Genomic DNA, 13,806 nt, shown 5'->3' with positions numbered 1-13,806 from the left:
AATAAAACGGAGGTCTTTTCTCAATGTCCAGTTCTGCCCGTCCACATCCCTGGAAGCTATGGTCCACATCCCTTGGCCTGATGGCGCTCAGCGAAGCCAGCATCGGCGCCAGTGCGCAAGACGCCGCCGCCCCGTCCGGGCCGACGTCCGTCACTCTCGGCACCACCCAGGTCAAGGGCGAACACCAGCCGGGATACAGACGCGAGGCCTCGGACTCGGTGAAATTCACCGCGCCGCTGCGAGAAACTCCGAAATCGGTGACCATCATCACCGAGTCGCTGATGCAGGAACGCGCGGTGTCGACCCTGGCCGATGCCCTGCGCACCACGCCAGGAATCACCTTTGGTGCCGGCGAAGGCGGAACGCCGCTGGGCGACCGGCCCTTCATCCGGGGGTTTGAAGCCAGCACCGACATCATGATCGACGGCATCCGCGACGTCGGGCGCATGACCCACGAAGCGTTCAACGTCGAGCAGATCGAGATCGTCAAGGGCCCGGGCTCAGCCTACTCGGGACGCGGCTCCACCGGTGGCACCATCAACCTGGTGAGCAAGGTGCCACAACAGGAAACCTTTGCCGCCGGCAGCCTGACCCTGGGCACCGATCAACTGCGGCGCAGCACCGTCGACCTCAACCAGTACCTGCCCGAACAGCACATGGCGCTGCGCCTGAACGCCATGAAGCATGAAGCCGATACCCCCGGGCGCGACGAGGTGGAAGTGACTCGTTGGGGCTTGGCGCCGAGCGTGTCCTTCGGCCTCAACACCGAGACCCGCGCCACCTTGAGCTACTACCACCTGCAGAGCGACGACATTCCCGACCAGGGTGTTCCGGTATCGGCCATCAGCGGCAAGCCGGTCAAGGTTGACCGGGACAATTTCTACGGCTTGAGCAAACGCGACTTCCGCAAGACCTCGGCCGACCTGTTCACCCTGCAGCTGGAACACGACATCAACGACCACCTGACCCTGCGCAACACCACCCGCCAGGGGCGCAGCATGCAGGACTACATCATGAGCCGCCCGACCTTCGGGGCGGACAGCGACAGCGTCAAGAATGAGCTGGCCGGGGTGGTACTTCGCGGCCCGGCCCGGGGGCGCAACGTGGTCAACACCTCGCTGATCAACCAGACCGACCTCTTCGGCAAGTTCGACACCGGCTCCATCGGCCACAGCTACAGCGCCGGCCTGGAATTCTCCCGCGAGCGGATCGACGTGAAGAACCGCTATGCGCCGAAAAAGACCGAGACCGACCCGGGCGACCTCAACCACCCCAACCCGCAAGCCCCTTACGCCCCCGTGCCACGCGGCGACGGCAGCCACGACGTCACCCGGCACAACAACCGCGCCCTGTACGTGATGGACACCCTGGCCCTGCATGAACAATGGGACCTGAACCTGGGAGCGCGCTTCGACAACTACCATGTGCGCGATGACGCCCAGAGCAACCGCAACAACATCTGGACCTACCAGAGCGGCATCGTCTTCAAGCCCTTGCCCTACGGCAGCATCTACCTGTCCTACGGCACCTCGTTCAACCCATCCGGGGAAACCGCCGGGCAATCGGGCGGTGCCGACGGCGCCGCGGGCGGCCGGTTGAGCAACCTGGACCCGGAAAAGAGCCGCAGCATCGAGCTGGGCACCAAGTGGGACCTGTTGAACGAACGCCTGTCCCTGACCGCTGCCCTGTTCAAGACCGAGAAGACCAACGCCCGGACCTACGACCCGATCAGCAACGAGGTCACGCTGGATGGCGACGTCGAGGTGAAGGGGTTTGAAGTGGGAGCCACCGGCCATCTCACCGAACAGTGGGAAGTGATGGCGGGCTACACCTACCTGGATGCCAAGACGGTCAAGTATGCGTCCGGAAAAAACACCAACTTCGATGGCAACCAGGCCAAGTTCATCGCCCCCAACAGCGGCTCGGTCTGGACCACCTACGCCCTCACCGACCGCTGGAAGGTCGGCGGCGGCGCCAACTATGTGGACAAGCGCTACACCAACGATGAAAACACCCGCAGCCTCGATTCCTACTGGCGCTACGACGCCATGGTCGCTTACCGGGTGAACAAGAACCTCGACCTGCAACTCAACGTGCTCAACCTCACCGACGAGACGTACTACGACGCCTCCCACGTGGGGATGTTCGCCATTGTCGCGCCGGGGCGTTCCGCCGAACTGGCGGCCAACCTGCGCTTCTGACACGAGCCGCAATACCTGGGGGGCGATGGAAACTCCATCGCCCCCAGCGCGTCATGGCAACAAGGCCTGGATATCGTTCCACAGCGCCCGAGGGACCTGCACTCCCTGCTCCAGGCTGCGGGCCCGGGCCGCAAAACGCCGCTGCGACGGCAACCGCGCGCCCTGTTCGGTGATCGCCGCAAACAGCCCTTCTGCCCGCTCCAGCCCCTGCTGATAGTCCTCGCCCAAAAACACCTGGGGATCGAACGCCAGCACCAGTTCGCCGTGGCAAGGCGTGGCTCCCACACCCTCGTCGAAGGCCATGGACTCGGCACTGGTCAGGTCACCAATCAAGGCCCCGGCCAGCAACTCGATCATCGCCGCCAGGGCCGAGCCCTTGTGCCCACCGAAAGTCTGCATGGCGCCCTGCAGCGCCGCCTTGGCATCCGTGGTCGGTTGGCCCTGGGCATCGAGGGCCCAATAGCTGGGAATCGGCTTGCCCTGGCGCGCATGCAGCTCGATATCGCCGCGAGCGATGGCGCTGGTGGCGAAATCGAAGACAAAGGGATGGCCCCCCGGCCGCGGCCAGGCAAAGGCCAGGGGGTTGGTGCCAAACACCGGATGGCGCCCGCCGGCCGGGGCCACCCAGCTGTGGCTGGGGTTCATCGCCATACCCACCAGGCCGCAGTCGGCAATCGCCTCGACCTCCGGCCACAGCGCGGAAAAGTGAAAGCAGCGCTTGATCACCATCGCCGCAATGCCCTGGCTGCGGGCCTTGTCCGCCAGTAGCGGCAAGCCGCTGTGAAAGCCCAGCAGCGAGTAACCGTAATGGGCATCCACCTCCAGCACCGCCGGCGAAATGTGCCGCAGGCTGGGTGCAGCCCGGGGATCGATCTTGCCCTCGCGCACCGAGCGCACGCAGCCCAGCAGGCGGTACACACCGTGGGAGTGGCACTCGTCACGCTGGCCCTGGGTAATGACCTCGGCGATCACCCGAGCATGGGCCTCGGACAGACCATGATGGGTAAGGACCCGATACGACAGGGCGCGGACTTCATCCAGTGACAAGGTGATGTATTCAGACATGCTAGAACCTCTATGGCAGGTAGGGAACGCTCCTGTGGGAGTGTCTTGGTGGATGGACGGGGCAACAGGGGCGGGCGCGACGGCACTCCCCGGAAAGCGCGCCGCCGTGCCCCGGATCAACCCGGGAACCGACCGTCGAGCAGTTGCGGCACCTGCAACGGATTGGCCCGGTGCAGCTCGGCCGGCAACAGCGCCTCGGGCAGGTCCTGGTAGGCCACCGGGCGCAGGAAGCGCTGGATCGCCCGGCTGCCCACCGAGGTGCTGCGACTGTCGGAAGTGGCCGGGAACGGGCCACCATGGACCATGGCATGGGTGACTTCGACCCCGGTGCCAAAACCATTGGCCAGCACTCGCCCGGCCTTGCGTTCCAGCAGTGGCAACAACGCCTGCACCTGCGGCTGATCGCCCTCGCTCAAATGAACGGCAATGGTCAGTTGGCCTTCCAGGCTCTGCAGGACCTGCTGCAAAACAGTCATGTCGGCGCAGCGGACAATCAGCGAGGCTGGGCCAAAGACTTCCTCGCGTAATTCGGGGCACACCATGAACGCCGCGGCCGAGGTGGCGAACAACGCCCCGCGCGCCTGCTGGCCCTGCCCTTCCGGGCCCTGGGCCAGGGTCTGCACCCGGGCATGTGCCGCGAGGATGGCCGCGCCTTGGCAGTAGCTGCGGTAAATGCCCGGCGTGAGCATGGTCTGCGCCGCCACGTGACCGAGGGCCTCGGCGGCGGCCCGCTCAAAACGCTGCAACGCCGGCCCATCGACGCCCAGGATCAACCCCGGATTGGTGCAGAACTGCCCGGCGCCCAGGGTCAGTGAGGCAACAAATGCCGAGGCAATAGGTTCCGCGCGCTCCTCCAGGGCATGGGGCAACAGCAGCACCGGGTTGATCGCGCTCATCTCTGCATAGACCGGAATCGGTTCGGCGCGCGCCGCGGCGATCTGCATCAGCGCCATCCCGCCGCTGCGCGAGCCGGTGAAGCCCACGGCCTTGATCCGCGGGTCCGCCACCAGCCCCTGGCCGATGCTCCGGCCACTGTCGAACAGCAGTGAAAACACGCCCTCGGGCATCCCGTGCTGCCGGGCCGCCCGAGCGATGGCCCGGCCCACCAGTTCCGAGGTGCCGGGGTGCGCCGAGTGCGCCTTGACGATCACCGGGCAGCCCGCCGCCAGGGCCGAGGCAGTATCGCCGCCGGCCACGGAAAACGCCAGGGGAAAGTTCGACGCGCCGAACACCGCCACCGGCCCCAGGCCAATCTGCCGCAAGCGCAGATCGACCCTGGGCATTGGCAGACGTTGCGGTTGCGCCGGATCGATCCGTACCCCGAGGAAACCGCCCTCGCCCAGCACCTCGGCAAACAGCCGCAACTGGCCGACGGTACGCCCGCGCTCGCCTTCCAGGCGGGCCCGGGGCAAGCCGGTTTCCAGGTGGCAGCGTTCGATCAGCTCATCACCCAATTGAAGAATATTCTCGGCAATGCCCAGCACAAACGCCGCGCGCTGCACCAGGGGCCGCTGGCGATACTCATCAAACGCCGCCTCGGCCAGGGCGCAGGCCCGCTCAAGCTCGGCCGCCCCAGCTCCGCCGAACGCCGGTTGCAGGCGCTCGCCGCTGGCCGCGGCCACTGCATGCAGCCGGCCATGGCTGCCCCACACGGCGCTCTGGCCGATCAGCATGTGTCCTGTAACAGTCATGGATTACCTCGTCTGGTGAACGTTCTGCGGGTCATTGCGCCTCATCGCCGTCCAGCAGCAGCTTGGCCTCGGGCACCCCGGTGTGGGCACCCCAGTAGTAGATGCACAGGGCCATGAGGCTGACGCTCAAGGTGTCGTAGGGATGGGTCAGGGCAGCGATGCCGCCGAAGCTGCCCAGGTAGGAAATGACCATGGTCAGGGCATAGAAGGCGATCAGCCACAGCGATGAGCGCACCTGCTCGCCGATGCTCAGGTGGTCGGTGGGGACCAGGCGCTTGCACAGCAGGTAGATCACGAACATCAGGATCTGCAACCCCAGCAGCCAGGACACCGTGCCCCAGCCGGACCAGTAGACGATCAGCGCGGCGATCACGAAGGACACCGGGCCCAGCAGCGCAAACGCGCTGACCCGGAACGGCCGCGGCAGCTGCGGTGCGCTCTTGCGCAACGCCGCGACGCTGATGGGGGCCACCGCGTAACTCAGTACCAGGGCCGCCGACACCACGTTGATCAGCGCCTCCCACGAGGGGAACGGCAAGGTCCAGAACACCGACAGGCCGAAGGTCAGCCACAGCGCCGGGCGCGGAATGCCGGACTGTTCATCGATGCGGGTGAAGATCTTGAAGAAGGTCCCGGTGCGGGCCCAGCCATAGACCACCCGCGGCGTGGCGTTCATGTAGATGTTGCCGCAGCCGCTGGGGGAGATCACCGCGTCGGCCACCACCAGATAGGCCAGCCAGCCGACCCCGAGGGTCAGGGCGATGTCGCGGTACGGCAGGGAGAACTCCTTGCTGATGCCGCTCCAGCCGTTGGCCAGCATCTCCGTGGGAATGCTGCCCAGAAAGGCCAGTTGCAACAGGCCGTAGATCAGGGTCGAAAGCAGCACCGAGAGAATCAGCGCGATGGGAATGGTGCGCTGCGGATTGCGCACTTCGCTGGCCACGGAAATGATCGGCGTCAGCCCCAGGTAGGCAAAGATGATGCCCCCGGCCGACACCGCCATCTCGATCCCCGAGAGGCCAAAGGGAGCAAAGCCCTGGATGTGGAAGTTGTCCGGCTTGAAGAAGGTGAACAGCACCACGATCACCAGCAGCGGCACGATGAACTTGAACAGGCTGATGAAGTTGTTGGACTTGGCGAAGGTCTTGACGCTGGAGTAGTTGAGCCAGAAGAACAGGCACAACAGGGCGAACTGCAGCAGCCAGCCGATGATGGTCGGGTTGCTGGAACCTTCGTGGGTCAATACCGGGAACCAGGCCGCCGCATATTGCCGGGCCGCCACCACTTCGATCGCCACCAGGCTGGAAAACGCAATCAGGGTGATGAACCCCATCAGGTAGCCCAGCAGCGGGCCGTGGGAGAACACCGGGTAGCGCACCACCCCGCCGGCCCGGGGCAGGGCCGCCCCCAGCTCGCAGTAGACGATGCCCAACAGCAGCACGGCGAAGCCGCCCAGCAGCCAGGAAAAGATTCCCGCCGGCCCGGCAATCGCCGAAACGTGGCTGGCGGCGAACAGCCAGCCGGAACCGAAGATCGCACCCAGACCGATAAAGGTCAGGTCCACCAGAGAGAGTTGCTTCTTGAATTTGCCGTTGCCTGACATGGGGCTGCGCCTTTTTTGGGTTATTGGAATAGGCAGGTCGTATGTCACGTCGGCGGGGTTGCCCGACGCTTGCAGCACATGCGCTGTTGCGCAGGCGGGCGCCCCACCCGGGGCGCCCGGCAAGGGACTACAGGCCGACGTCCGGCAGGCTTGGCCGCGTGGCCAGGGCCTTGGCGACTATGGCTTTGACCTCGTCCAGGGTTTGCCCCTGCAGCGCCAGGCGCGGCGGCCGGGTGATCGACGAGCCGCGGCCCACCAGTTCTTCGCAGAGCTTGATGCACTGCACCAGATCCGGACGGGCATCCAGGTGCAGCAGCGGCATGAACCAGCGGTACAGGGCCAGGGCCTCTTCGAAGCGCTTGACCCTGGCCAGGCGGAACAGCGTCTCGCCCTCCCTGGGGAAGGCCACCGACATGCCCGAAACCCAGCCCTCGGCGCCCACCGCGACGCTTTCCACCACCACGTCATCGAGCCCGGCGAACAGCACGAAGCGGTCGCCGACCGCGTTGCGCAGGTCGATGAAGCGCCGGGTATCACCGGAGGAGTCCTTGAAGCAGACGATGTTCTCGCAGTCCTGCAGGGCGATCAGCACCTCGGGGGTGACGTCGTTCTTGTAGATCGGCGGGTTGTTGTAAACCATCACCGGCAAGTCGGTGCCGGTGGCCACGGCGCGAAAATGCGCGGCGGTTTCATGGGGCTTGGCCGAGTACACCAGCGCCGGCATCACCATCACCCCATCGGCCCCGACCCTGGCCGCCTCGCGCACCGTATGGCGGGCGAACTCGGTGGTGAACTCGGCCACCCCGGCAATCACCGGCACCCGCCCCCCGGCGGCGTCCTTGGCGACTTCGATCACCGCGAGTTTCTCGGCGGTACTCAGGGAAGTGTTTTCGCCCACGGTGCCGCACACCACCAGGCCGGACACGCCATCGTCCACCAGCTTGCGCATGACCTGGTGAGTGGCCTGCAGGTCGAGGGAGAAATCGGCTTTGAATTGCGTGGTCACGGCGGGGAATACACCGCTCCACTGGATGGCTTTACGGCTCATGGTCTTGTCCTTGTTTGAAGTCGGCCGGGCCGACAGGCGTTGGAGACGCTATCCAGAGTCGCCTTTTATCCCCCTTGCAGCTTGAAGCTTTTCACCCCCGCGGGAGACGAAATCGGCACATTCGCCGATCGCCCGCGCGGTGCCTGCCCGGGCCCGGGTGCGCACGCACAACTGTGCCGATTTCGTCATCCGCGCCAGGGAAAACCCACAAGCGGCCGCCCTCTTGCCAGGGCCACTCTGTAGCTCTTTCCCCGCAGGTGCCGCCATGAAAAAAATAACCGTGATCGACTCCCACACCGGGGGTGAACCCACCCGCCTGGTCATCGACGGCTTTCCCGACCTGGGCCAGGGCTCCATGGCCGAGCGCCTGCAGGCCCTGCGCAGCGACCACGATCAATGGCGCCGCGCCTGCGTCCTCGAACCCCGGGGCAGCGACGTGCTGGTGGGCGCCCTGCTCTGCGCGCCCCAGGCCAGCGATGCCTGCGCCGGGGTGATCTTCTTCAACAACAGCGGCTACCTGGGCATGTGCGGCCACGGCACCATCGGCCTGGTGCGCTCGCTGTACCACCTGGGACGCATCGACTGCGGCGTGCACCGCATCGAAACCCCGGTGGGCACGGTGCAGGCCACCTTGCATGAGGACCTGTCGGTGAGCGTGCGCAATGTGCCCGCCTATCGCTACCGCCGCCAGGTGGCGCTGCAGGTGCCGGGGCACGGCACGCTGCACGGCGACATTGCCTGGGGCGGCAACTGGTTCTTCCTGATCAGCGACCACGGCCAGCGCCTGGCCCTGGACAATGTCGAAGCCCTGACCCATTACACCTGGAGCGTGCGCGCGGCGCTGGAGGCCGCTGGAATCACCGGCGCCGGGGGCGGGCTCATCGACCACATCGAACTGTTCGCCGACGACCCGGAGGCCGACAGCCGCAACTTCGTCCTGTGTCCGGGCAAGGCCTACGACCGCTCGCCCTGCGGCACCGGCACCAGCGCCAAGCTGGCCTGCCTGGCTGCGGAGGGCAAACTCGCTCCGGGCCAGACCTGGCGACAGGCCAGCGTGATCGGCAGCCAGTTCAGCGCCCACTACGAACTGGCCGGCGATCGGATCATTCCCACCCTGCGCGGCAGTGCCCATATCAGCGCCGAAGCCACCCTGCTGCTGGACGACAGCGACCCGTTCGCCTGGGGCATCGGCTCGTGAAGGTGCAGGCCGAGGCCGATGTGATCGTGGTCGGCGCCGGCATCATCGGCGCTGCCTGCGCCCACGAACTGGCCAGCCGCGGCCTGCGGGTGCAGGTACTGGACGACGCCCGTGGCGGCGCCACCGCAGCCGGCATGGGGCATCTGGTGGCCATGGACGACAACCCGGCGGAACTGGCCCTGAGTCACTACTCCATCGGCCTCTGGCGCCAGTTGCGCGACCGCCTGCCCGAAGCCTGCGCCTACCGCAACTGCGGCACCCTGTGGCTGGCCGCCGACCGCGCGGAAATGGATCTGGCCCGGATCAAGCAGCAGACCCTGGCCGCACAGGGCGTCACCAGCCAACTGCTCGATGGCCCGGCACTGGCGGCCCTGGAACCGATGCTGCGCCAGGGCCTGGGCGGAGCCCTGCAAGTCCCCGGCGACGGCATCCTCTACGCCCCGGCCACCGCCCGCTGGCTGCTCGACAGCCAGCCGCTGATCCGCTGTCAACGCGCCCGGGTGCGCCACGTCGCCGGCAATCGACTGGAACTCGACGACGGCCAGGTGCTGCAGGCGCACAAGGTGCTGCTGGCCAACGGCTACGGCGCCCGGGAGCTGCTGCCGGCCCTGCCTTTGCGGCCGAAGAAGGGGCATCTGCTGATCACCGACCGCTACCCGCAGCAGGTGGGGCATCAATTGGTGGAGCTGGGCTATGCCGCCAGCGCCCACGCCAACCACGGCACTTCGGTGGCATTCAATGTCCAGCCACGGCCCACCGGGCAACTGCTGATCGGCTCGTCCCGGCAGTTCGACAGCCTGGAGCCCGAGGTCGAGCCCCAGGTGCTGGCGCCGATGCTGCGGCGCGCGGTGGAGTACCTGCCGGCCCTGGCGCAGCTCAACGGTATCCGCACCTGGACCGGCTTTCGCGCCGCCACCCCGGACGGCCTGCCGATCCTCGGCGAACACCCGCAGCAGCCGGGGCTGTGGCTGGCGCTCGGCCATGAAGGCCTGGGGGTGACCACCGCCCCCGGCAGCGCCCGGCTGCTGGTGCAGCAGATGTTCGGCGAATGCCCGGCGCTCGATCCGCGACCTTATCTGCCCGGGCGCTTCGCCCCCCTGACTGGAGAGTCCCCATGATCATCTACCTGGACCGACAGGCACTGGCCGTGCGCCCCGGCCTTACGGTCGCCGCCGCCGTAGCCGCCAGCGGCGACCCGCGGACCCGCAACGCCTGCAACGGCGCGCCACGGGCACCGTTCTGCGGCATGGGCATATGCCAGGAATGCCGGATGAGCATCGACGGCCTGCGCCAACTGGCCTGCCAGACCCTGTGCCGGGACGGCATGCAGGTGGAGCGCAGCCAATGAACGCCCAGCGCCTGAGCTGCCAGATCCTGATTGTCGGCAGCGGCCCGGCGGGGCTGGCCGCGGCCCGGGCCGCCAGCCACAGCGCGCGCTCAATCGTGCTCATCGATGACAACCCGCGGCCCGGCGGGCAGATCTGGCGCCAGGGTCCGACACCGTCGCCGGCCGCCGCCGAACGCTTCCAGGTTGTGCAGCACCCGGCGGTGCGCTATCTGGGCGCGACCCGCGTGATCGCCGCCCTGGGCCCGCACAGCCTGTTGCTGGAGGATGCCCGCCAGGCCTGGCAGCTGGACTTCGAACAACTGATCCTGTGCTGCGGCGCCCAGGAACTGCTGCTGCCCTTTCCCGGCTGGACCCTGCCCGGGGTCACCGGCGCCGGAGGCCTGCAGGCCCTGCTGAAAAACGGCCTGTCCCTGCGCGGCAAAACCCTGGTGATCGCCGGCAGCGGCCCCTTGCTGCTGGCCACCGCCGCCACCGCGCGCCAGGCCGGGGCGCGGCTGCTGCGGGTGCTGGAACAGGCGCCCGCCACGGCGGTGCTGGGGTTCGCCAGCCAACTGTGGCGCTGGCCGAGCAAGCTGGCCCAGGCGGTGCAACTGCTCACCCCGGCCTACCGCTGCAACGCCCACGTGGTGGAGGCCCTGGGCGACCGACAACTGCAACGGGTACGCATCCGCCAGGGCCGGCACCTCGCGGAACTGGCCTGCGACTACCTGGCCTGCGGCTTCGGCCTGGTGCCCAATACCCGGCTAGCCAGTCACTTGGGCTGTCGCCTGGAACAGGGGGCCATAGTCGTCGACCCGCAGCAACGCAGCAGCCTGCCCCAGGTCCTGGCCGCCGGTGAATGCACCGGCATCGGTGGCAGCGAACTGGCCTTGATCGAAGGCGAGATTGCCGGCTGCGTCGTCAGCGGCCAGAGTGCCCGGGCCGCCACGCTGATCGAGCGGCGCCGGCACTGGCAGGACTTCGCCGCACGGCTGCAACGGCACTTCGCACTGCAACCGCAGATCCTGCAACTGGCCCGTCCCGATACCCTGTTCTGCCGTTGCGAAGATGTGCCCTACGCCGCCGTCGCCGGCGCGGCGGACTGGAACAGCGCCAAGCTGCACAGCCGCTGCGGCATGGGCGCCTGCCAGGGTCGGGTCTGCGCCAGCGCCGCCCGGCGTCTGTTCGACTGGCCCGAAGTGGCGCCGCGTTCACCCCTGGTGCCGGCCCGAATTGCCACCTTGATGCTCGACGCCTGCCCGCCGCACGCGGCAGACTGAAAACCGGCGCCGACGCTGGTCGGCCCCTGACCCAAGCCCTTTGCAGACCCTGGCTTTATCGACACAGATCCATCCCCCAAGCCCCCCACAGAGAGAGGCCGACGATGATCGATAGCGCACAGCTCCACCACTTGCCCAGGGCCATCGCCGCCCAATCCCCCGGGGACATCGACAGCCTGCTGGCCAACATGGCGCCCCTCGCCCCGCTGCTGGACTGCATCCCCAGCGCGGTGTTCTTCATCAAGGATTTGCAGGCCCGCTACCTGATCGCCAACCTGACCCTGGCCCAGCGCTGCGGCTTCAAGAGCATCCGCCCGCTGCTGGGCAAGACCTCCGCCGAGGTCTTTCCCGCGGTGCTCGGACCGGTCTACACCGAGCAGGACCAGCGCGTGTTACAGCAGGGCGTGACCATCAAGGGCCAGCTGGAACTGCACCTGTACGGCAGCCGCGAACCGGGCTGGTGCCTGACCCACAAGCTGCCGCTGTATGACCGCGACGCCCGGATCATCGGCATGGCCGGGATCTCCCTGGACCTGCAGGCCGCCCACGACACCCATCCGGCCTATGCACGCCTGGCGGCGGTGGACCGGCATATCCGCGAGCACTGCAGCGAAGCCATCCGCCTGCAGGACCTGACCCGCATCGCCAAGCTGTCCGCGGCCCAGCTGGAGCGCTACTGCAAGCGCATCTTCCACCTCACGCCGCGGCAGATGATCCACAAGGCGCGCCTGGAACAGGCCTCACAACTGCTGCTGACCCAGGAGCCGATCACCGAGGTGGCACTGCAATGCGGCTACACCGACCACAGCGCCTTCAGCCGGCAATTCAAGGCCCTCACCGGACTCAGCCCGCGGCAGTTCCGGCAGAACGCCGCGGCCCCGCTCACGCCTGACAGAAAGTGCGGTAGTCGAACAGGGCATTGAAGCCGGCCTTGCGGTAGATCGACAGACCGTCGAGCGAGGCCTCCAGCACGCACCACCTGGCGCCCCGGGCCTGGGCCAAACCGAGCACCGCGTGGATCAGCGCCGTGGCGTAGCCGCGCCCCTGGAAGCCCTGCAGCGTGCCGATATCGTCCAGCCGCGCCACCTCCGGCCCCAGGGACAGGGTCAAGGCACTCACCGGACGCTGACCGACATACAGGCTGAAATGGTGCAAGGCCCGGCCGGCCTGCAACGCCGCCCGATGCCGCGCCAGGTACTGCTCGATGGCAGCGTCCCCCGACTCGAAGGCACTTGCCACCGGCCGCGCCCAATCCTCTAGATGCCGATCGGTGCAGCGCACCTGGCCCAGCCCCGGCGCGACCTGGCGCGGGACGCAGGTTGCAAGATCGAGCGCCATACAGCAGGTCTGGTCCGCCGCCAGCATCTGCTGCTGGAGCAACTGCGGGCTGTAGCGCGCCACCTGGGCCTGGGGCATCACCACACAGAACGGCACGCCGGCGCCCTTGAGAAAGGCCACGCCCTCGGCCAGAGGCCCGGCGTTGTCGCGCTCGCTGCCCTGCATCAGCAGCAGGTTCAGGCTACTGGCGGCCACGCCGGTGCAATAGGCGTTCAGGTCATCACCAAAGCGTCGATGGAACTGCGAGATGGAACCGAAGAAATAATCCTCGGCCCGATGGTACAGATCGCTGATCGCAGCGCGCGGTGCCGGCGCCATGTCCTGCCTCCTTGAGCCTCGCAGCGCCAGGATCGACGCCGACTGCGGGCCACGTTAAGCCCGCAGCCCCGGCAGCTCCAGCACCATTCTGCTTTAAGGGGCAAACAGGCGCCGAGGCTTACCCCTCCAGCCGATCGATCGGGCGGCCGGCGCGCAGCGCCCTGGCCATCTGCAGGTGGCTTTCCAGTTTGGGCAGGGTTTCCTCGGCGAACGCCTTGAGCTCGGGAAGCTCGCTGGTTTGCGCCTGTTGGCGGATCTGCCGGATCGCGGCTTGGGTGGCCTTGATCTGGTTCGTGGCGTAGACGCGGTCGCTATCTTCGTCTGCGGGAAGTGCCGGCACCAGGCGCTTGGCCTGCTCCAGCAGCTGCTCCCGGGGGGCCACCGGCAGGTCCAGCTGCCTGGCGATTTTCGCCAGGTGCTGATTGGCGGTGGTGCGATCGTCGATCACCTGGATGGTGTATTCCTTGAGCGCCTTGGATGAGCTCTGCCGATGTGCCTGGCGGCTGGCTTCGATATCGGCCATGGCCTGGGTCGAGGCCGCGTCGATGAAGGCCGCCGGGGATTGGGCCAGGGCGCGGCCGGCGCCAAGGCCGAGCAACAGGGCCAGGCCGGCGCGGCCCAGGACAGTGGCCAGCGTGTTCATGGGTGGGTTCTCCTCTTGCCAATCAATCCGGCGGGAGCCCGCGCCCCCGCCTGCATTGGGAAAACCCTGAGCGCCAAAGGTTTACCAGGAGCGG

Annotated in this window: 12 protein-coding genes; 6 read left to right on the top strand and 6 right to left on the bottom strand. The window is 67.3% G+C overall.

Translation table 11 applies throughout. The annotated features are described in order from the left end of the window. Nucleotides 1–23: 23 nt before the first annotated feature. Nucleotides 24–2,201, top strand: coding sequence for a TonB-dependent siderophore receptor (locus GWQ44_RS01910; RefSeq protein ID WP_275926535.1), 2,178 nt, complete (start codon nt 24–26; stop codon nt 2,199–2,201). A 51-nt stretch (nt 2,202–2,252) separates the two neighbouring features. Here the strand turns inward: GWQ44_RS01910 and GWQ44_RS01905 are convergent, their stop codons facing one another. From GWQ44_RS01905 to GWQ44_RS01890, 4 genes are all read right to left on the bottom strand, one after another. Continuing rightward, nucleotides 2,253–3,266, bottom strand: a complete 1,014-nt coding sequence (locus GWQ44_RS01905; RefSeq protein WP_275926534.1) for an Ldh family oxidoreductase — start codon at nt 3,264–3,266, stop codon at nt 2,253–2,255. Nucleotides 3,267–3,382: 116 nt separating this feature from the next. Then, nucleotides 3,383–4,957: an aldehyde dehydrogenase (NADP(+)) gene (locus tag GWQ44_RS01900; protein ID WP_275926533.1), complete on the bottom strand. Its 1,575-nt coding sequence runs from the start codon at nt 4,955–4,957 to the stop codon at nt 3,383–3,385. A gap of 31 nt (nt 4,958–4,988) precedes the next feature. Further along, nucleotides 4,989–6,560, bottom strand: a complete 1,572-nt coding sequence (locus tag GWQ44_RS01895; RefSeq protein ID WP_016963781.1) for an APC family permease — start codon at nt 6,558–6,560, stop codon at nt 4,989–4,991. Between the two features lie 127 nt (nt 6,561–6,687). Next, nucleotides 6,688–7,608, bottom strand: a complete 921-nt coding sequence (locus GWQ44_RS01890; RefSeq protein WP_275926532.1) for a dihydrodipicolinate synthase family protein — start codon at nt 7,606–7,608, stop codon at nt 6,688–6,690. Between the two features lie 265 nt (nt 7,609–7,873). Here GWQ44_RS01890 and GWQ44_RS01885 point away from each other — a divergent pair, with 265 nt between their 5' ends. The 5 genes from GWQ44_RS01885 (at nt 7,874) to GWQ44_RS01865 (ending at nt 12,336) form a co-directional block, all read left to right on the top strand. Next, on the top strand, nt 7,874–8,806 hold the full coding sequence (locus GWQ44_RS01885; protein ID WP_275926531.1) for a 4-hydroxyproline epimerase: 933 nt from the start codon (nt 7,874–7,876) through the stop codon (nt 8,804–8,806). Beyond that, nucleotides 8,803–9,924, top strand: coding sequence for an FAD-dependent oxidoreductase (locus GWQ44_RS01880; protein ID WP_275926530.1), 1,122 nt, complete (start codon nt 8,803–8,805; stop codon nt 9,922–9,924). Before GWQ44_RS01885 ends, GWQ44_RS01880 begins: the two co-directional genes overlap by 4 nt. Beyond that, complete coding sequence (locus GWQ44_RS01875) at nt 9,921–10,154, top strand: 2Fe-2S iron-sulfur cluster-binding protein (protein WP_103742250.1); 234 nt, start codon at nt 9,921–9,923, stop codon at nt 10,152–10,154. The genes GWQ44_RS01880 and GWQ44_RS01875 overlap by 4 nt, the downstream gene beginning before the upstream one ends. Then, complete coding sequence (locus GWQ44_RS01870) at nt 10,151–11,413, top strand: FAD/NAD(P)-binding oxidoreductase (protein WP_275926529.1); 1,263 nt, start codon at nt 10,151–10,153, stop codon at nt 11,411–11,413. Before GWQ44_RS01875 ends, GWQ44_RS01870 begins: the two co-directional genes overlap by 4 nt. A gap of 104 nt (nt 11,414–11,517) precedes the next feature. Then, nucleotides 11,518–12,336: an AraC family transcriptional regulator gene (locus tag GWQ44_RS01865; RefSeq protein WP_016965664.1), complete on the top strand. Its 819-nt coding sequence runs from the start codon at nt 11,518–11,520 to the stop codon at nt 12,334–12,336. Here the strand turns inward: GWQ44_RS01865 and GWQ44_RS01860 are convergent. Together GWQ44_RS01860 and GWQ44_RS01855 are read right to left on the bottom strand one after the other, a co-directional pair. Next, a complete protein-coding gene (locus GWQ44_RS01860) occupies nt 12,296–13,069 on the bottom strand; it encodes a GNAT family N-acetyltransferase (protein WP_275926528.1) in 774 nt (257 codons plus the stop codon). The genes GWQ44_RS01865 and GWQ44_RS01860 overlap by 41 nt on opposite strands. Nucleotides 13,070–13,187: 118 nt before the next feature. Continuing rightward, on the bottom strand, nt 13,188–13,712 hold the full coding sequence (locus tag GWQ44_RS01855) for a DUF4142 domain-containing protein (RefSeq protein ID WP_275926527.1): 525 nt from the start codon (nt 13,710–13,712) through the stop codon (nt 13,188–13,190). Nucleotides 13,713–13,806: the final 94 nt, after the last annotated feature.

The sequence above is a fragment of the Pseudomonas sp. 3MA1 genome, assembly GCF_029237275.1.
Lineage (GTDB): Bacteria > Pseudomonadota > Gammaproteobacteria > Pseudomonadales > Pseudomonadaceae > Aquipseudomonas > Aquipseudomonas fluorescens_AP.
This window is presented reverse-complemented; position numbering and strand designations above follow the sequence as displayed.

Excerpts from the sequence above, each read along its gene's own strand:
- GWQ44_RS01910 (WP_275926535.1), top strand. The coding sequence starts at position 24 with ATGTCCAGTTCTGCCCGTCCACATCCCTGGAAGCTATGGTCCACATCC.
- GWQ44_RS01890 (WP_275926532.1), bottom strand. The coding sequence starts at position 7,608 with ATGAGCCGTAAAGCCATCCAGTGGAGCGGTGTATTCCCCGCCGTGACC.
- GWQ44_RS01885 (WP_275926531.1), top strand. The coding sequence starts at position 7,874 with ATGAAAAAAATAACCGTGATCGACTCCCACACCGGGGGTGAACCCACC.
- GWQ44_RS01870 (WP_275926529.1), top strand. The coding sequence starts at position 10,151 with ATGAACGCCCAGCGCCTGAGCTGCCAGATCCTGATTGTCGGCAGCGGC.
- GWQ44_RS01900 (WP_275926533.1), bottom strand. The coding sequence starts at position 4,957 with ATGACTGTTACAGGACACATGCTGATCGGCCAGAGCGCCGTGTGGGGC.
- GWQ44_RS01895 (WP_016963781.1), bottom strand. The coding sequence starts at position 6,560 with ATGTCAGGCAACGGCAAATTCAAGAAGCAACTCTCTCTGGTGGACCTG.
- GWQ44_RS01875 (WP_103742250.1), top strand. The coding sequence starts at position 9,921 with ATGATCATCTACCTGGACCGACAGGCACTGGCCGTGCGCCCCGGCCTT.
- GWQ44_RS01860 (WP_275926528.1), bottom strand. The coding sequence starts at position 13,069 with ATGGCGCCGGCACCGCGCGCTGCGATCAGCGATCTGTACCATCGGGCC.
- GWQ44_RS01855 (WP_275926527.1), bottom strand. The coding sequence starts at position 13,712 with ATGAACACGCTGGCCACTGTCCTGGGCCGCGCCGGCCTGGCCCTGTTG.
- GWQ44_RS01865 (WP_016965664.1), top strand. The coding sequence starts at position 11,518 with ATGATCGATAGCGCACAGCTCCACCACTTGCCCAGGGCCATCGCCGCC.
- GWQ44_RS01905 (WP_275926534.1), bottom strand. The coding sequence starts at position 3,266 with ATGTCTGAATACATCACCTTGTCACTGGATGAAGTCCGCGCCCTGTCG.